Below are 18596 nucleotides of genomic sequence, written 5' to 3'. Positions count from 1 at the left end.
GTTATACAAATTAAAGTAAAAGACAATGACAAAGATTTGGTTTATAACAGGCAGCTCCCGCGGATTGGGGCGCAGCCTAACAGAAGCAGTGCTGGCCAAAGGCGATAAAGTTGCCGCCACAGCACGCAAACCCGAACAATTAAAAGATCTGGCCAACAAATATCCAGGGCAGCTATTGCCGGTACAACTGGATGTAACCAACAAAGCGCAGATCATTGCGGCTGTAGCAGGCACCATCGCGCATTTTGGCCGTATAGATGTACTGGTGAACAATGCCGGTTTTGGCATCATCGGCGCCGCCGAAGCTTTTACGGATGAGCAGGTACGCAGCCAGTTGGAAACCAACCTGTACGCGCCTATCGAGATTACCCGTGTGGTATTGCCATATATGCGCAAACAGCGTTCAGGCCGAATTTTACAGATCAGTTCGGTTGGCGGCCGTGTAGGTAATGCCGGGCTAAGTATATACCAGACTGCCAAATTTGGCCTTGGCGGTTTCAGTGAAGCGTTATCCAAAGAGGTAGCCGATCTGGGCATCCATGTAACCAGCGTGGAACCAGGCGGCTTCCGTACCGATTGGGCCGGCGATTCCATGAGCTACGCCGAGCCTGTTGAGGGTTATGAATCAACTGTTGGTGCCCGTGTAGATTATTTCAAAAGCGGTAAATTTGTACCCGTAGGTGACCCGGATAAAGCCGCTAAAGTAATGGTTGAACTGGTTGATCATCCCGAGCCGCCAACTCACCTGGTATTGGGCAGTGAAGCTATTGCCTTGCTAAAAAATGCCGATAGCCTGCGCGCTGCCGAAATGGAAAAATGGATGCCGGTGAGCCTTTCTACAGATCACCACGAGGCGGAAAATTTCCTGGAATCAGAAATGGGTAAAAATCTGATCAACCGTAAGAGTAATTAACCGTTATACAGCTTATCCCCAAACAGGATCATTTGCCAATTGCGAATGATCCTGTTTTAATTATTTAAATTTGATCAATATGCTTAAAGAGAACGAGCTTAGTCCGCAATCAGAGATACATTACTCCTGCTACTATACCAGGAGCCGTGGCGGCGAACAGTTTATTCCGGAGCATGCCTTCAGCTTCCAGATCTCAGGCGATCTTACACTTACCGATGCGGATAAAGTATACCTTTCCGGCCCCGGCGATTTCAGGCTGAGCCGCAGGAACCAGCTGGTTAAATTCCTGAAACAGCCCCCACCCGGCGGCGAATTTAAATCGGTTTCGGTATTCCTGGATCAGCAAACGCTCCGTAATTTTAGTATGGAGTATGGTTACACCGCACAAAGGCAATATGAAGGCGACAGCATCATCATTCTAAAACCCAACCCGCTTTATAAAAGCTTTATGGATTCGCTGCAGCCCTACGAGCATTTGCAGCAACCAACGGATAAAAATCTGCTGTCGCTCAAATTGCGTGAAGCTATCCTGATACTATTGCAAGGCAACCCCGAGCTCAAAGATGTGCTGTTTGATTTTAGCGAGCCGGGCAAAATTGACCTGGAAGGTTTTATGAACAAAAACTTTCATTTCAATGTACAGCTCAAAAGATTCGCTTATTTAACCGGCCGCAGCCTGGCTACTTTTAAGCGCGATTTTGAAAAGATATTTCATATTACGCCCAGCCGTTGGTTACAGCAAAAAAGATTGCAGGAGGCTCACTATCAGATCAAGGAACAGGGCAAAGCACCATCCGATGTTTACCTGGACCTGGGCTTTGAAGATCTTTCTCATTTCTCCTACGCCTTTAAGAAAACTTTCGGCGTAGCGCCATCCCAGGTTTGAGATGGTTTCTACTTGTGCTCACTTGTAATCATAAGTGTTGGGAAGAATTAAAAAAGCGGGAGGCAATGCGATTCCCCTCTTGAGAGTAATAGCTCATGAAAAGGCGGAGTTTAAACTTACAAGGTTAAAAACAAATCGCATAGCCAACTCATCCGGTCTACGCTTCGCTGGATCACCCTCTCTGCGGCTTTGCCGCAAAGAGGATAAAGAAAAAAAGAATTAAAAATCCCCTCTATGCGCGAAGCGGAGAGAGGGGTGACGAGCGCAGCGACATCGGGGTGAGTCGATAGATGCTTAATTTTCACTTATGCCTTTTCATGGGCTATTACCCTCTCAAGAGGGGCGCTTAATCGACACTATATAACATCAGTGGTACAAATGAGCGTAAGGTTTTATATTTTCCATCATCTGCACCACACAATCAGTAAATGATACCATTAGGATTGCTATTACCCTGCCTATATTTGTTGCACCATGGAACAAAAACTACCATTACCGCCATTCACCTTTGAAACGGCCACCCAAAAAGTACAGCTGGCAGAAGATGCCTGGAACAGTCAGGATCCTGAACGGGTATCCTTAGCTTACACCATCGACAGCGAATGGCGCAACCGTTCCCAGTTTATCAATGGCCGGGCCGAGATCGTACAATTCCTCACAGCCAAATGGCAAAAAGAGCTCGACTATAAACTAAAAAAGAAGCTTTGGGCATTTACCGGCAACCGGATAGCCGTACGCTTTGAATATGAGTATCACGATGCCGCCGGGCAATGGTACCGCGCCTACGGTAACGAGAACTGGGAATTTAATGAGCATGGCCTGATGCAAAAAAGATACGCCAGCATTAACGATGTGCTCATTAATGAAGCGGACCGCCGGCTGTAACCCGCCAGTTTAGATAATTAAAGTAGGGGCCTTCACGATTTGGCAGATCATGTTGATGATCGCCGCAGGACCCTTGCCTCTTTTGGCCATCTTTTTAAACTTTTCCCAGGCCTCTTCTATATCAATAGTGCTTTCGGGTTTTACCAGCTCGCAGATCTCCCATACCAGTTTAAACTGTGTAAAATATTTTAAATTCTGCTTACTGGCGGCTATCCATTTGTCAATCGTTTCTATCTCGGTCAGCCTGGCTTCGCCCAGCATATATTTGGTTAATAATCTGTCCATCGTGTTCATATCGGCAAATTATAAGCTGCTGGTTACGTACCAAATGATCATGGGCAAATCGTCAACCAATTTAAAATAAAGCACCTTTAAGGCCTTGTCTATATGGTCTTCAATTATTTTCATAGGGTTATTACTTTCATACTTTAATTCAGCAAAACTATCTGGCGTGCAATGGCTTATATCATTCATAGTTTCTATTGATGCTTATTTCCACTAAAACACTTCCAGAACAATTTACCCCTACTGGGATATAAAATTTATTTGATCTGCGCTCCATCACCTGTAACGAATTTGAAATCGCGGCGTCTTTTAATTAGTTCCTGTACTAATCCTCATTACATGAAAAAGATAAGCTGTGCTGTTATTTTACTCCTGGCTTCCATCCATGCATTTTCACAGGAGAAAAAAATAAGAACCTTCGCCGCTGAATACGGCATCCAGGGTTTACAACTGGTTTATGTGAAGGGCAACAAGACCCAGGCCTACAATATCGGCACGGTAAACAAGGGTTCTGATAAAAAAGTAAGCTCGAATACCATTTTTGAGGCTGCCTCATTAAGCAAATGTGTGTTCGCCTACACGGTAATGCGCTTGTATGACAGAGGCATCATTAGCCTGGATACACCGCTATTGCATTATACAGGGAGTTATGAACGATTTGATCCTAAAGATGCCCGGTACGCCAAAATAACCGCGAGGATGGTATTAAGGCATACCACAGGTTTACCCAACTGGGGCGACGACAAAGGCGCCCGGCTATTATTTACTCCCGATAGTTGTTTCTCCTACTCCGGCGAAGGGTATGTGTTTTTACAAAAAGCGGTTGAAAAACTAACGCGGAAATCACTGAACGACCTGGCGCAGGAAGAAGTGTTTACCCCTTTTAAAATGACCAGCAGCAGTTATGTGTGGGAAAGTAAATTTGATACTGTATCTGCATTTGGCAATAGCCCCGAAGCTATCAACCGGCATAAAAATGCCAACGCGGCTTATAGCCTGCTCACCACCGCCCATGATTATACGCTCTTTTTACAGGCTTTATTAGCCGGGCAGGGATTAAAACCGGCTACCCGCCAGTTGATGTTTGAAAAATCAAGTTCGGGAGCGCGCTTTAATCATCCCATCATCGAAGCAAACCAGCATATTGACTGGGGACTTGGTGTAGGCTTACAACAAAATGAACTGGGAAAATCAATCTGGCATTGGGGCGACAACGGTAACTTTAAAGGTTTCTTTATCGCTTTTCCAGATCGGCAGGAGATCCTGGTATATTTTACCCATAATCCTTACGGCTTAAATATCACCGCCGATATATTGAATACATTTTTTGGCAAGCAAACCTGGTGGCAGGCCCAATGGCTCGATTATGGATTTAAATCGCCCAAAGCAATTAAAGCTTTGCGCGCCAAACTGGCCAAACGTGGCTACAGTCACGCTATTGAAATAGTAGAAAAAGAAAAGAAGAACAATCCAGCCTATCAACTGCCCGAAGATGATTTAAACAGCCTGGGGTATATACTGATGTCTGATAACAAACAGCGGGAAGCAGCAGAAGTATTTAAACTCAACGTTAGTTTGTATCCAAACAGCGCCAATACTTACGACAGCCTGGCCGAAGCATATGAAGCTTTGGGCGAACGGGAACTCGCCGTTAAAAATTACAAACATTCACTGGAGCTCAACCCTAAAAATAACAATGCGGCGGAGCATATCAAGAAATTAAGCTTATTACCCCTTTAAATCAATGTTCAATCGTTGCTTCAGTTCAAACTCTCCTTTGGAAGTGATGAGGAGGCTTCTTTTTTGATAAACTTTCCGGAACCAGCCCTCTTTTAGGAAATATTGCAGCATGGCAGCACCGAGACCACCCGCCAGGTGCGGGGTTTTCTCTGTCCAGTCGATGCATTTCAAAGTGAGCGGTCTTTTGGCAAGGGTTAGCTGTGGGATGTCTATCTCCAACTCTTTAAACCAACTGAGGCCCTGCGGAGTAACGCTGAATTGTTTGAGATGATCCGGGTGATCGGTGATCAATCCCTTCCTCAGCAGCGCTTCGGTTACCTTTACCCCCGCCAGTCCCGCCAGGTGATCGTAACAACTGCGTGCCGCACGCACTTCCCGTTGGGCATGGTTAAGCTCTTTTGGTACCGAAAAAACATTACTAAGCGTTTCAACAGCTACCGCAATCTCGGAATTAGCGTATACAAAGTATTTATGTTTTCCTTGCTTCTGCACCTTCAATACCCCCGCCTCTACCAGCTTTTTGAGATGGCTGCTGGCCGACTGCGGCGTAATGTTTGCCGCAATGGCCAAATCGCCTGCAGATACCGGTTTGCCATCAAACAGCTCCCATATCATGGCGGCGCGGGCCGGTTCGCCAAACAAAGCCGCCGCTTGTTTAAAACTACTCAGGTTACTCATCTTTCATGGTTTAATCCCAAATTTGGGGACGGTCAACATTCATTGTTCTTAAGTAAGATAGCAGTTGTCCGGTATGTATAGCTTCGTGATAGGCTATTCTTTGTAAATAGTCGCCCAGCTTACGCCTCAGGTTGGCTTTAGGTCTTAAAATCTCTATCTCCTCCAATTGTTTTTCCGAAAACCCGCTGATCACTTCTATAAAAGCCGCATGATGAGGCGCTGCAAACGCAATTTCCTCCTCAATGCTCATATATGGTTTGTCCTGCCATGGTGTAATGAATGCTCCCGGATCTCCCCGGTTAATAACGATCTGCTGATAAATATACTGGCTTTCGATAACATGGCGGATAGTTTCGATACAGCTCATCGCTCCGGCATCGGGCTTCCAATCATATTTATCCTGGGGTATGCCGAGCCATACTTTGATACTCCGGCGTCTTATTTCATTAAAATTTAAACAAATAATTTTCTGGCTATTCATATTGCATTATTATTTAATGCAAAAATACAAGGGCTAAATAGCTTACACTTCGGGCTGGATTTAACTGTACGTAAAAAAGCAGGAGCCCAACCTTTTAGGAGCCGAACTGCCTGCAACACACAAATTAAAAAATTAAACCTTTGTATATACAACACGAGAAAGTGCTTTTACCCTTACTATGGGCTGAAAATTATTTGATATGACATTTAACATCTGGCTTGTTAATCATACCGAAAAAACCTATTTTGGATTGTACCTTTAGTGTGATCTATTGCATCATACAGTAACATATCCCACATGAAACGACTTGCTTCTTTATCGGTCTTGCTGTTTATTAGTCTCACAACTTTCAGTCAATCCGTAAACCGCGCCCAGTTAGACAGTTTCTTTAATGCGCTGGATACACATCACCTGGCTATTGGTAGCATAATGATCACTTCTGCCGGGAAATCGGTGTATCAACGTTCCTTTGGGAAAGATCAGACCGACCAAACCGAATACCGCATCGGCTCTATTACGAAAGTATTCACTGCGGTAATGATCTATCAATTAATTGAGGCGAAAAAGCTAACCCTTGATACTAAACTCGCTGCTTATTATCCCGAGTTACCCAATGCAGAGAAAATCACGATTGCCGAGTTATTAGGCCATCGGAGCGGGTTGGCCAATTTTACCAATAATACCGGCTTTGACAACTGGAAAGAGCAACCTAAAACGCATGATGAATTGCTGGCCTTCATTAAAAATCAAAAGCCCGATTTTGAACCGGGCGCCAAAGCCGACTATAACAATTCCAATTACCTGCTCCTGGGCTATATTATGGAGAAGATCTATCAAAAGCCTTATAAAGATATAATCACCGAAAGGATCATCAGAAAGCTATCGCTTAACCAGACCTATTATGGGGTAAAGCCGGGCTTCCAACCGGGCGAAGCCATTTCTTATAAATATTTTAATAACGAATGGAAACCCGATAAGGCGGTGTACCTGGATAATTTTGGTGGAGCCGGAGCCATCATTTCCACCCCGGCAGATCTGTGTAAATTTATCAATGCCCTTTTTGCCTATAAGCTCATTGGCCAGCAAAGTGTTGACCGCATGAAGACCATAGTGGATGGCTACGGCATGGGTATGTTTCCTTACGGGGACAAACAGCATCAGGGTTTTGGGCATAACGGAAAAACGGAAGGCTTCGGATCATCTATGCAATATTACCCGGAGAACAAACTGGCTATAACCTATTGCACCAGCGGCGAGGTTTATCCCAAGAGTAATATCCTGGACCATGTATTTAAAAGCTGTTTTAATCTTCCAGACACAATCCCGGATTTTAAGATCAGGCACTTAAATACAAAACTGTTGGAAACCTATACGGGCACTTATAGTGGCAATTCGGGCTTGGAAGTAACCAATACACTTGATGAGGGGCAATTAGTACTATCGCTTAAAGGACAACCGTTTAAACTGGATGCTATCTCTGAGCAGGAGTTTTGGAACGCTCCTTTTGGCTTCTTCTTTTATTTTGACCAGGACGGAAAGCAACTATTTGTTGAGGATGCAGGTACAGTATATGAATTGCATAAAAAGTAAGTTTGCTGTTCCATTTCAAGCATTATGACACTATCAGCAAAAGATCATATCATACCGCAATACTCCTTTCAGGAAATGTTTCCGGCGGGTAATGGCATGTTGGAGCTGATTGAAGCCAATGGTCAGTTCAACAAGCACAGGGCGATGTTCCTGGTGCCGCACCGGCGCGATTATTACCAATTGGGCCTGGTTGATGAAGGTGATGGACGGCATTGGGTCGATTCTGCCTTGTATCAGCTCAATCCCAATTGTTTCTATTTTTCTACACCGCAGCAGGTTCATATTAAGGAACAGGCCAAACCCTTTATGGGTGTAAACATTTGCTTTACCCGCGAATTTATTGAGCTGGAAAATAACCGGGTATTCAGGGATTTGCCTATCATCACCAATCCGCAAAACGGTCATGAGCTGAAACTACAACCTGCCGACCGTGATTTTATACGCCGCATCATTGGCCTCATGCTGGATGAACAACATCAGCACCAAAGCTGGAAGAATGCCGCTTTACAAGCTTACCTCCATAACCTGCTCATTTATCTTAGTCGGCTTTATGAGCAGCAGTTTACCGCCACGGAGCAAAATACCGACCGGCAATTACTCCGCCAGTTTACCACGTTGATAGCAGAACATTACCCCCAGTTGCATGAAGTAGCTGCTTATGCCCAATTGCTGCATATTTCAACAGGGCATTTAACCGCAGTCGTAAAAGCCCAAAGCGGCAAAACGCCCATTCGGCATATCCATGAGCGCCTGGTGGTCGAAGCCAAACGTTTGCTTTTTCATACCGGGCACTCTGTAAAAGAAATTGCCTTTGAACTGGGTTTTGAAGATGATGCCTACTTTAACCGTTTCTTTAAGCGTCTGGAAAATTCAACCCCTACGGAATACCGCAGATCCATCCTCGAAATTTACCGTTAATGCATGGTTTTGTACCATATCCTTTAAACGTTGCAGGATAATTTTGCCGCTACATAAAAATAAAAACATGACAGAACAGGAATTAAATAAAGCTGTAGTAACCCGCTTTAACCGGGAGGTTTTAGAACAAGGCGAATTTACTGCTTACCAGGAAATTGTAAGCCGGGATTTTATTAATCATACTGCTCCTGCCGGTACGGACAATGGTTTCCAGGCCACTTTTGATTTTATAGAACAAGTAGTTAGAAAGGCATTTCCGGATCTCCGCATAGAGATCAAAAACATGGTAGCTGAAGGCAATAAGGTATTTACCCACAAACTATTGCATGGCACACACACCGGTGAATTTATGGGAATAAAAGGCAGCGGAAAGCAAGTTGTGATACCTACTATGGATATTATCTATTTAAAAGACGGCATCTATACCGACCATTGGGCTATCAGGGATATACAGGATGTGCTGAAGAAGGCAAATTAGGTTTTAACAGATGTTGTGCCGGAGCCAGTCGAAGCATGGTGAGTAGGCCGCTTTTTAGGTTTGTCATCCTGAGCGAAGTGAAGGATCTATCATGGTTTTGTATGCCGCATACCCGCTCTTGGCCGCGGGAGGGCCAGTCACTTTTCCTTGATGAAAAGTAACCAAAAATCAAGTCAGCAGAAATGCTTCTTTGCCGCACAAGGCCCTTACCCCACAAACCGGACAGAACCACGGCTGCAATTATTTTGCCCCACTTCGTTCGCCACAGCCCCTTACCTCAGCAAAAACTTGCTATGCCCTGCAGCCGCACAGGCCCACATTGTTCTGCCCGCTTTCGTCCGAAGCTTATCTGCTGACGGGAATAAGGAATAGGGTTGGATGGGTAAAAATTATAGAATTCTTCAATCCGATGGATCAAGGTTCAGAAAAAACTCAATAATTCACTAAATCACTAATTCAATAATTATTTAACGGGACTCACGGCCACGGCTATTTTGGAATCGGCGGTGCCATAATACAGGTACCAATGATTGTCGAATATAGCCAAACCCTCCACAAAACAAACCTGGTTTACCTGGCCTGAGCGCTCGTATGGCTTTTCGGGCTTCATAAAATAATGATCCAGGCGTTTGATGAGCTTAGTAGGATCGTTCTTATCAAACAAAGCCTGGGAGGCGGTATAAGTACCCTCGGCCAGTGTTTTATCACCGAAGGATGGCACGTTCCGGCTGTTGTAGATCAATACAATACCCCTATCCGTCAGAATAGCCGGAGGACCGGATTCCACCAAATCACTGTCGAACTTGCCTTCGCGCGTGGGCAGGGCTATTTTGAGTTCGGGCATGTTAAGGGCCTGCGACCGTAATTTTACGGGAGGCTTTTCGCCGGCCTGCATTTTTACCGGTGTCCAGTTGATCAGATCTGTTGAAGTGGCCGCCCAGATCTGGGTATCGCCCCAATACATCCAATACTTGCCATTAATTTTGGTGGCGATCACTTTTCCACTTTTTTTATAAGTAGATACGATAGAGCCCGATTTGCTCCACTTAGCGGCATACTTACCGCTATCGGCTTTGGCAAACACGCTGCCATGTTTTTTCCAGTTGATGAGATCAGTTGAAGTAGCTATGAGCAGGCGGGCTGTGGTGCCGTCAAAAGCGGTATAGGTCATGTAATACGTTCCGCGACCATCTTCTACCACCCGCGGATCTTCGCAGCCACCCTGCCATTCCAGTTTTTGGTAATCGTCTTTATCAGGATATAATACCGGTGTTGGCTTACGTACAAAATGTGTGGCGTCGGTACTCACTGCCAGGCCTATACGCGAGGTACCCGCTGGTTTGCCCGTGCTATCCTGCGCCCGGTAAAGCATCCAGATCTTGCTGCCACGGTTCACGATGGCCGGATTAAACACATCTTTCGATTCCCACAAAACTTTCGTTTTTAATATCGGATCGATAAAGTTACCCCTGCCCGGACCTAAAACCGGGTTAACACTATCCAATTTGGTGAAAGGTAAAATAGCCCAGTTATCGGTAGTATCAACCTTAACCGCGACTTTCTTTTGATTGCTTTGGCAACCGCCCAGAGTTAGGGCAGCCGCGATACATGAAATGACAATAAAATTCAGCTTCATAGTGGATAAGAATCAAGATATTAGAATCAGGAGTCAAGATAATAAACAAAAAGTCTAATCATAAAGTTCTTGATTTGATAAGTCTTTTTGTTATTAAAATTATTTGTCTTGATTCTTGTCTCTTGATTCCTGACTCCCCTTTTTCATCACCAGTTTTATCGCCACCGAATCGCCCACTATTTTACCATATTGATTAGATACGATGCAGGAATTATGAAAATGGATACCGCCATAAAACCGGGCCCAAACGTTTTCATTCGCTGCATCACGGAATGATTTGTAAGAGCGGCTTTTGATACCAAATTCCAGTTCGGAGGTATCGGTATAAGCTACGTTATCGCCCAATGCACTGGTCAGCGCTTCGGCAGCGGCGGCAGATATGGTGCAATGTCCACAGGTATATTCGGGGAAAGGCGGTGTTTGCAAGTGTGGCCGCCATTCATGATCGATGTATTTGTTGATCACCGTTTCGGGGCGAGCCGTAGCGTAGGTGTATTTGGCTGTCCATGATTCTATAAAAGCATCAAACAGCGCGATGGCGGTTTTGGCATAAGCATACACGGTTGTATTAAAATCGGCCTTGACCTGTTTGGCACCGATACCTACAATACTGAGCCAATGCCCCGGCGGCGAGAATTTCTTGGTCACAAACATCAGGTGCCCGCTTACATTGAGCTTACCGGGATTATCGTCCCAAAAATCAGCCATGTGTACCTGGTCGTGATTCAGACTGTCGCCCGCATGTTTGATGTACATAACCTCCTGATAGTATTTGCTGTTTTTGTCGGTCAGGTTAAACGGTGGAGGCGGGGGTACGCTGTATTCTTTGGCATTGTGCATTACCATGGTACGGATCTCGCTCCAGTGCGGTTCAACGGCTTCACCGTACAAAGGAGGCGTAGGTGTCCACCGGCCGGGTATATTGTTGATGGCAAACTTGGGGGCACTGCGGGTTTTCAGGTAATTATCCTTTTTGCTCCAGGCCATAATGGAGCCTGCCACCGCTTTTGCGAAAGCCTCGGAATTGTTTACCACCTCCGGTGGCATCCCATGCAGTACTGCCATATTGTGCAGGCTATCGGTATAATATTTTAAACTCCCTTCAGGAAAAGTAACCGCCTCGCCTACTTTGCAAAAGGCCAACAGGGCGGCGTACTCATAATCAATAGTTTGGTTGGCAGATGCTTTAGCTACGGTTTGCAGGCCGTTCAGCTGCCCAACCAGTGAACGGTATTGTTTAGGGTTACCAGCCGCAACTACCTCATAAGCAGCCACGGTAGCATAGGCATAATTACGTGAGGCTACCACCGGCGTAAAGTTATTACCCATCACCACCCGGTTAAGCTCATGCACCGTTCGGCTAAACAATGCCGGATCATGCAAAACAGTTTTATAATCTGATTTTTTGCAGGAGGTAAATAACAGCGTAGCGGCTATAAAAAACAGTAATGGTTTCATTCGTTAATTATTGAATTAATGATTTAGTGAATTAGTGATTTTCTCCTTTTTGAGCATCAACTTGGTTCCATCTATCACTTTACAACATACGTTTTTTTATCGATACCCACACCGGTTATGGTTAACGATTTCCAGTTTTTGGGTAGTTTACTTTTGATCTGCACAATACCTTCGGGTGTAATATCCAGGCCGCCAAAACCCATCAGTAAACTTTGAATAATACCTCCGGCCCCGGTTGCGAAATACGGATTGGTACCGCCCTTTGTTTCGGCAATAACCCGGAACGGTGGTAACAGGTTGGGCTCATAAGCATCTTTAAAAAAATGATAAGCCTTATCTCCGTTGCCTAAACGGGCATATAGTAAAGTAAATATGCCTTGTGTCATGGCAGGTGTACCTTCGTTTGGCACACGGGTTTCGTAATATTCCAGATCTTTTTTGATCTGTGCCGGATCAGTTATGGTTTTCAGCGGATAGGCCAGCAGGTTTACATCGGCCTGTTTAATACCTTCGCCTTTATAGCTGGCAAACTCTTTGGTAACACCATCCGGGAATTGCAGCACTGGTATATTTTGCGCTACCTGCTGCCAATCCGGATCGGCAGTGATGCCCAGTATTTTGGCTGCGGTTGTTGCTGCCTGCAGATTGGCTTTGGCCGCGGCATTGGTGTAGGCGTTGTTATCTACATTTTCGGCCCATTCATCGGCGGCTACTACATCTTTAATATCATAGTGTCCCTCGCCGTTACGCTCTACCCGGCTTGACCAGAAGTCGGCTGTTGCCGACAGGATCGGCCATCCTTTTTCCTGCAGCCATTGTTTATCCTGGGTAACACAATAGTAATTCCAGGCAGCCAGGGCTACATCGGCGGTAATATGATGTTCAAACGGGCCGCTTAGTGCCCAAACGGGGGTTTCCTCTACGCCGCTGTCGGCACTTTCCCAGGGGAACATCGCGCCCTTGTAACCATGCGAAAAGGCATTTTGTTTTGCGGCTGCTAATCGCTGAAAACGATACTCGACCAGTGACTTGGCAATATCCGGGTGCATTACCAGCAATGCCGGATAAATCCACAGATCGGCATCCCAAAAAACGTGACCATTATAGCCTAAGCCAGACAGCCCCATCGGCGATGGTGAGTAAGCCGTACCCGCTCGCGAAAACGAGTATAGGTGATACAACATGCTGTGCACATCCTGCTGTGCTTGCGCGTCGCCTTCAATTTTGATGTCGCTTTTCCAGAGCTCATCCCAGGTTTGCTCATGATATTTGATCAGGCGATCCCGGCCTTCCAGTTTGGCAAACATGGTGAGTCGCTCGGCCTGGTTCAAGGGGTCGGCATCATGTGCTGATGTGATGGAAGAACCAGCCAGGGCGTACTGATAGGTTTGCCCGGCGGCAATACTCTTGCTAAACTTCATCAGGTGCATATTGTTATCCCACATCTCGTGGATCACCCGAGGTTCCTGGCCGTGCTGCTCGTTAAACAAAAATGTATTAGAGGCGCAAAGCTGTAATTTACCTGTCGGACTTTTAGCGGTTGATGTGAGCAGACTGATGGTTACATGCGGCCTGTCTATCTCGTTATAATAGTTTTGCACTTCCTTCAAGGCATCTGGTGCTTCCATCACGCTGGCAGCAGTGATATTGATAGCCTTTTTAGCCGTAATGCTGATATCCATTAATACGGTAAACGGAAGTTGCCTTAGGGAGTAATAGGTGTATTTAACAGAAGCAACATCGCCATAATCAAAAGAGGTAGTAAAGGCCGCATGCTGCATGTCCAGTTCCTGCTTAAAATTGCTGATGTTTTTAACATCAATGCGTTTACCGCCTATTTCCAGGTAACTGTTCAACAGGTTAAAGCTGTTCAGGAAATTGCTTACCCTTCCACGACCGTACAAGTCATACGCCCCCGCAAGTACCACATTTTTCACCTTAAATGGCTCGGGCGATGATACTATACCGATCATGCCATTAGCCACCGTAATACCATAATAATTAGCCGGATCTATCTTATCGGCTTTTATCTTCCAGGCGTCCTGGGCTTTTGCCACCACACCTAAACAACAAAAGCCGATCAATAAAATATATACTTTGTTCATATCAATCATTTGTTTTATGTCTTCTCTGAGAGGGTAATAACCCTTCAAGAGACTACAGTAAGAACTGCATGCAGTATCGACTCACCCCGACATCGCTTCGCTCGTCACCCCTCTCTCCGCTTCGCGCATAGAGGGGATTTTTAATTCTTTTTTTCATTACCCTCTTTGCGGCAAAGCCGTAGACCGGGTGAGTCGCTTTTATTCATATCAATTATTCCATTTAAAAAACCGGAGCGGCTTGTTATTAATCGCGACTACGTATATGACGCCCCTTGCCGTTTTTATCGTTTTAATATCCCGCACCTCGCCACGGAGTAAAAATCCGGAGGATACGACAGAGTTATTGATGAATTCCTTCTTATTATTCAGCAGCATTATATCACCATAATCGGCATCGTATTTGCCCTCATAGGGTAATACGCCGCTAAAATTACCGCCGGCTAATACCCCTTTATTGTTTCCTGCTGTAAATGCAGCGAGACCAAAAAGCGGCGCTACTTGTGCCGAAGATGGGAAAGCTTTAAATTCAAAATGCCCCTGCCCTTTATTATAAAAAATGCCCGACTGGAAAAATGCAGCTTTTAATGGCTTACTGTCATTTAATGAATCGCCAAAAAGCTGTTCAACCGTTTTACCTGCAAAATCATGAAAGTATAAAAACTTCTTTTTAATGAGCGGAACCTGCTTTTCAATATCGCCTTTGCCTAAAAATGTATAGTATTTTTGATCGATACCATAAGCGATTATTGGATCAATAGTGCCGTTCTTATCCAGATCCGAGAGGTAGAGTTTTAATGGATTATCAAGCGTTGGTTTCAGCTTGGAATTGCAGCCATAGTTACCGGCCAGTATATCTATTTTGCCGTCGCCATCCACATCGGCTAATACCACTTTTTGCCACCAGCCCGATAACTGATCCATTTCGGTTTGATGCTGCTGCACCAGTTTACCTTTTTTGTTGAGGTATATTTTTACGGGCATCCATTCGCCGGCCACTACCAGGTCGGGCCAGCCATCGTTATCCAGATCGGCAAAGGCGGCAGAGCGCAGCATTCCGGCATATTTCAATTCGTCGGGAATTTCTACCTGATGATAAACCCCATGCCCATCATTCATCAACAGGTATGATTCGGGGGTTTTACCGAAACCAAAACTATCCGGTGCGCCGCCCACAAAAATATCGGGGTAACCATCATGGTTCACGTCCGCAACGGCTACAGCTGCTTTATTTACGTTAATAGATGGGATATTGATTGAGCGCGTAAAATTCCCTTTGCCGTCATTCATATACAGCCTGTCGGCCAGTTCCGGTACTCCGGTCTGCAATTCGTTGCCGCCGCTGGCTACATACAGATCGGGAAAGCCATCATGATTGGCATCCAGAAAAACGGCATCCACATCCTCACTTGCCGAATCTGTTACAAAAGCCGGTTGCACCGAAGATTTAAAATCGCCGCCTGCTGTTTGAATAAACAAAGCGCCGGGCTGGTTACGGGCACCACATACATAAAAATCGTCCAGGCCATCATGGTTTACATCGGCAACCGCTATCCGCGGTCCTTCGGCCGAAAGCATATGCGGGATAAGTGGCTGCTGGTTAAAATCAACAAAGTCATCTTCCCGGTGCTTCCAGTTGGTATGAATGGTATTGGTAATTTCCTGAAGCAATGGTTTTGGCGACGGGAAGAACTGTTTATAATCAAACTGACCTGTCACGTTACGCTGGTCGATTGTTAATTGCTGATTAGCTCTTACATTTTTAAATAACTGCATTGCCTGATTGGGCCAAACGATCAGCACACTATCCACACTCTTGCTTTTACCTAAACCAAAATGCAGCCTTGGTTCCACCGCCGACTCAAAGCCCCGGGTAAGCATCAATTGTTCATATTGCATTTGCCCGCCGCAAAAAACATAAGCTTTTACACCTATACCAAAATCATTATCAAACCTACCCGTAAATTTGAGACTGAGATAGGATGTTTGGGGCGAATTATTTTTATAGATCCCGGCTTCGTGGTTTACATTATTGGTCACCAGATCCAGCCGGCCATCGTTGTCCAGGTCGGCGTATATAGCGCCATTGGCTAAGCCGGGGTTTCCCATTCCCCAGTCTATACTTTTATCGGTAAACTTTTCATTGGCGTTTCCTTTAAATAAATAGCTGTGTACGGCACCTATTGGCATTTTATCCAGTACGGTGCTATCAAAACCCCGGCCACTGTTCAGCATTCCCTGTACCTGATCGTTGGAAACATAGGTTACGTAATCCATATCCAATGCGCGGCGTTTGATGCCATTAGCAATAAACAGGTCCTTGATGCCATCGTTATCAAAATCGGCCAATAATGGGCTCCAGCTCCAGTCGGTAGCATAAACGCCATCCATCAGGGCCACGTCGCTAAAAGCCTCGCCATTGCCCATATTTTTTTGCAGGGCGTTGCGCGAATATTGATCCTGAAAACCATTGCGGGTGATCTTGAATTTATACTGATCATAAGACTCGTCGCCGCCATAGCTTTTCAACACGGTTTCTTCGGATGGAAGCATATCGGCGGTGATAATATCCAACTGACCGTCATTGTTAAAATCGGCCATATCATTACCCATGCTGAAGCGGCTGTAATGATTAAAATGATTGGCTCCTGATTCGGTGAAAGTTCCGTTGTGGTTATTGATGTAGTAATAATCATTCTCATGAAAATCATTACCCACGTAAATATCCTCCCAACCGTCGTTGTTCAGGTCGCCAATAGCTACCCCTAAACCATAACCCAACGCACTGCTGTAAATACCCGCTTTTTTGGTTACATCTGTAAAATGACCGCCGGTGTTCATATATAATTTACTTCCCGCCAGTTTATTTTCGATTTTGCGTGATGCCGTATCCCCATAAACCGCTACGGAATGGTCCGACTGGTTAAGCAGGTAACAATCCAATTTGCCATCGTGGTTATAATCAAAAAATACAGCCTGTGTAGAGAAACCCGAAAAATCAAGCCCATACTCGGCCGACCGTTCGGTAAATGTGCCGTTATGGTTATTAATGTAAAGCAGGTTATGCCCCTTTAAACCCAGCTTCCCGGCCACTGCGCATACATAAATATCCAGGTAACCATCGTTATTCACGTCGGCCATGGTAACGCCGGTGCTCCAATCGGCAGAACCTGCGATACCTGCCTTTTGGGTAATATCTTCAAACTTGAAATTACCTTTATTGAGATATAGTTTATTACCACCTTTTTGATTGGACGTAAAAAACAAGTCGGGTAGCCCATCGTTATTGATATCACCAACAGCAACACCACCGCCATTATAATAATACAGGTAATCCAGAATACCCGGTCGTTCGTTATCGCTGATGCGGTTTACAAAATGGATATTAGTTTGCGCGGATGATAACTGCTCAAAAAGCGGCGGAATGGTTGGTTTCTGTTTACATGCTATCAGGCATAAAGACAATGAGCCTAAAAAATAAAATGATCTGTACCGCATTGTTTGAGCGCTGTTAAAGTACCGGATAATTAAGCTGCATGTTTATAATATCATCGTCGCTGGCAGGGGGTTTATTATCCAAATATCTTTCAAATGGGGCTATTTGTTTTAATAAAGCATGATCCTGCATATATTTTTCCATGGCATTATACAGTTGTTGTCTTTCGCTGTATTTGCCTTTATAATCGCCAACCAGTACTTTTCCGCCTGGCATATGCATAAAGGTAATGCCACCAGTTGAATTTAATTTTTTATCTACAGTGATCCCTACCAATAGTTGTAATGAATCTGTTTTTTGTGGGTAGCCAACTGAAAATAGCCCCGGTAAAGCTTGTATATTGTTTTGTGTTATAAAGCTATGCAGTTCTTTTACTGCTTTTGCCATATCGGGATATTTGTTTTTAGCCGGGATAGTTTCTTTTTTTACAGCCAGATAGCTTTCATCAACATTTTTCTCACGGATGTTAAACCCGTAATATAATCGGGCATTTTCTATAAAGCTTTTCAATTCTTCGGGTATATTCAAAATACTTCCCGATGAGCTCAACTTTAAAAGAAACCATTTACCAACATTGTTTTTAACATCAACCATTACCGTGGTAGTATTATTCTTACTCCCCGGAATCACCGTGTAAAAATATTCATGATCAATGTGGTTTAATGTTCTGATAACCTTAAAGGTATTGGCGTTTATAATTTCAACTTTAAAAGTTTGTTCCGGTGTACTGATCAAAAACCCTGAGCTATCTGCTACTGATTTATCTTGTTTAGTAAGGTTATATTCATTACGGATATCGGGCTGCCAGCGTTTCCAGTTATTGGCTGATATAAACTGTTGACAAACATCGAAATAATTGGCCCGGATATCGATGCTGGCATGTTGCCTAAACGGGATAAAACCTATGATGATAAGTAATACGAGTGCAATTACCGTTGTTTTCATGTTATGCGTAAGCTGAAAACCTTTATTACTGCCATATACCTGGTTTTGTTCAGCATTTTAGTAAAAACAATGGAACAGTTTTAGGCTGTTCCATTGTTTTTATTA

At 44.7% G+C, this 18596-nt stretch carries 16 protein-coding genes; 7 read left to right on the top strand and 9 right to left on the bottom strand.

The annotated features are described in order from the left end of the window. The first annotated feature begins 25 nt into the window (after positions 1-25). The 3 genes from AB6735_RS23415 to AB6735_RS23405 all read left to right on the top strand — a co-directional run bounded on the left by AB6735_RS23415 (position 26) and on the right by AB6735_RS23405 (position 2684). Positions 26-913, top strand: coding sequence for an oxidoreductase (locus AB6735_RS23415; RefSeq protein WP_370998529.1), 888 nt, complete (start codon positions 26-28; stop codon positions 911-913). Between the two features lie 79 nt (positions 914-992). Further along, on the top strand, positions 993-1799 hold the full coding sequence (locus tag AB6735_RS23410; RefSeq protein ID WP_370998528.1) for a helix-turn-helix domain-containing protein: 807 nt from the start codon (positions 993-995) through the stop codon (positions 1797-1799). A 474-nt stretch (positions 1800-2273) separates the two neighbouring features. Next, complete coding sequence (locus tag AB6735_RS23405) at positions 2274-2684, top strand: DUF1348 family protein (RefSeq protein ID WP_370998527.1); 411 nt, start codon at positions 2274-2276, stop codon at positions 2682-2684. Between the two features lie 9 nt (positions 2685-2693). On the opposite strand, the gene AB6735_RS23400 is transcribed toward AB6735_RS23405, so the two are convergent. Continuing rightward, positions 2694-2969, bottom strand: a complete 276-nt coding sequence (locus AB6735_RS23400; protein WP_370998526.1) for a hypothetical protein — start codon at positions 2967-2969, stop codon at positions 2694-2696. An 18-nt stretch (positions 2970-2987) separates the two neighbouring features. After that, a complete protein-coding gene (locus AB6735_RS23395) occupies positions 2988-3158 on the bottom strand; it encodes a hypothetical protein (RefSeq protein ID WP_370998525.1) in 171 nt (56 codons plus the stop codon). Between the two features lie 150 nt (positions 3159-3308). Here AB6735_RS23395 and AB6735_RS23390 point away from each other — a divergent pair, with 150 nt between their 5' ends. Next, the gene (locus tag AB6735_RS23390; RefSeq protein WP_370998524.1) at positions 3309-4709 is read left to right on the top strand and encodes a serine hydrolase; all 1401 of its coding nucleotides are present in this window, start codon (positions 3309-3311) and stop codon (positions 4707-4709) included. Here AB6735_RS23390 and AB6735_RS23385 read toward each other — a convergent pair. Together AB6735_RS23385 and AB6735_RS23380 are read right to left on the bottom strand one after the other, a co-directional pair. Continuing rightward, entirely contained in the window at positions 4698-5387 is a 690-nt protein-coding gene (locus tag AB6735_RS23385) for an ArsR/SmtB family transcription factor (RefSeq protein ID WP_370998523.1), read from the bottom strand. The two genes, AB6735_RS23390 and AB6735_RS23385, sit on opposite strands and share 12 nt — an antisense overlap. A 10-nt stretch (positions 5388-5397) precedes the next feature. Beyond that, entirely contained in the window at positions 5398-5868 is a 471-nt protein-coding gene (locus AB6735_RS23380; protein ID WP_370998522.1) for a DinB family protein, read from the bottom strand. 297 nt (positions 5869-6165) lie between these two features. On the opposite strand from AB6735_RS23380, the gene AB6735_RS23375 reads away from it, so the two are divergent. From AB6735_RS23375 to AB6735_RS23365, 3 genes are all read left to right on the top strand, one after another. Continuing rightward, complete coding sequence (locus AB6735_RS23375) at positions 6166-7458, top strand: serine hydrolase domain-containing protein (protein ID WP_370998521.1); 1293 nt, start codon at positions 6166-6168, stop codon at positions 7456-7458. 24 nt (positions 7459-7482) lie between these two features. Then, on the top strand, positions 7483-8376 hold the full coding sequence (locus AB6735_RS23370; protein WP_370998520.1) for a helix-turn-helix domain-containing protein: 894 nt from the start codon (positions 7483-7485) through the stop codon (positions 8374-8376). A gap of 67 nt (positions 8377-8443) precedes the next feature. Beyond that, a complete protein-coding gene (locus tag AB6735_RS23365; protein WP_370998519.1) occupies positions 8444-8854 on the top strand; it encodes an ester cyclase in 411 nt (136 codons plus the stop codon). A gap of 463 nt (positions 8855-9317) precedes the next feature. Here the strand turns inward: AB6735_RS23365 and AB6735_RS23360 are convergent, their stop codons facing one another. The 5 genes from AB6735_RS23360 to AB6735_RS23340 form a co-directional block, all read right to left on the bottom strand. After that, entirely contained in the window at positions 9318-10490 is a 1173-nt protein-coding gene (locus tag AB6735_RS23360; RefSeq protein WP_370998518.1) for a glycoside hydrolase family 130 protein, read from the bottom strand. A 99-nt stretch (positions 10491-10589) separates the two neighbouring features. Next, on the bottom strand, positions 10590-11948 hold the full coding sequence (locus AB6735_RS23355) for a vanadium-dependent haloperoxidase (protein ID WP_370998517.1): 1359 nt from the start codon (positions 11946-11948) through the stop codon (positions 10590-10592). 74 nt (positions 11949-12022) lie between these two features. Further along, positions 12023-14053, bottom strand: coding sequence for a glycoside hydrolase family 65 protein (locus AB6735_RS23350; RefSeq protein WP_370998515.1), 2031 nt, complete (start codon positions 14051-14053; stop codon positions 12023-12025). A 207-nt stretch (positions 14054-14260) separates the two neighbouring features. Next, positions 14261-17548: a VCBS repeat-containing protein gene (locus tag AB6735_RS23345; protein ID WP_370998514.1), complete on the bottom strand. Its 3288-nt coding sequence runs from the start codon at positions 17546-17548 to the stop codon at positions 14261-14263. Positions 17549-17561: 13 nt separating this feature from the next. Then, positions 17562-18491, bottom strand: a complete 930-nt coding sequence (locus tag AB6735_RS23340) for a GyrI-like domain-containing protein (protein WP_370998513.1) — start codon at positions 18489-18491, stop codon at positions 17562-17564. Positions 18492-18596: the final 105 nt, after the last annotated feature.

The organism is Mucilaginibacter sp. RCC_168, assembly GCF_041355315.1.
Taxonomy (GTDB): domain Bacteria; phylum Bacteroidota; class Bacteroidia; order Sphingobacteriales; family Sphingobacteriaceae; genus Mucilaginibacter.
This window is presented reverse-complemented; position numbering and strand designations above follow the sequence as displayed.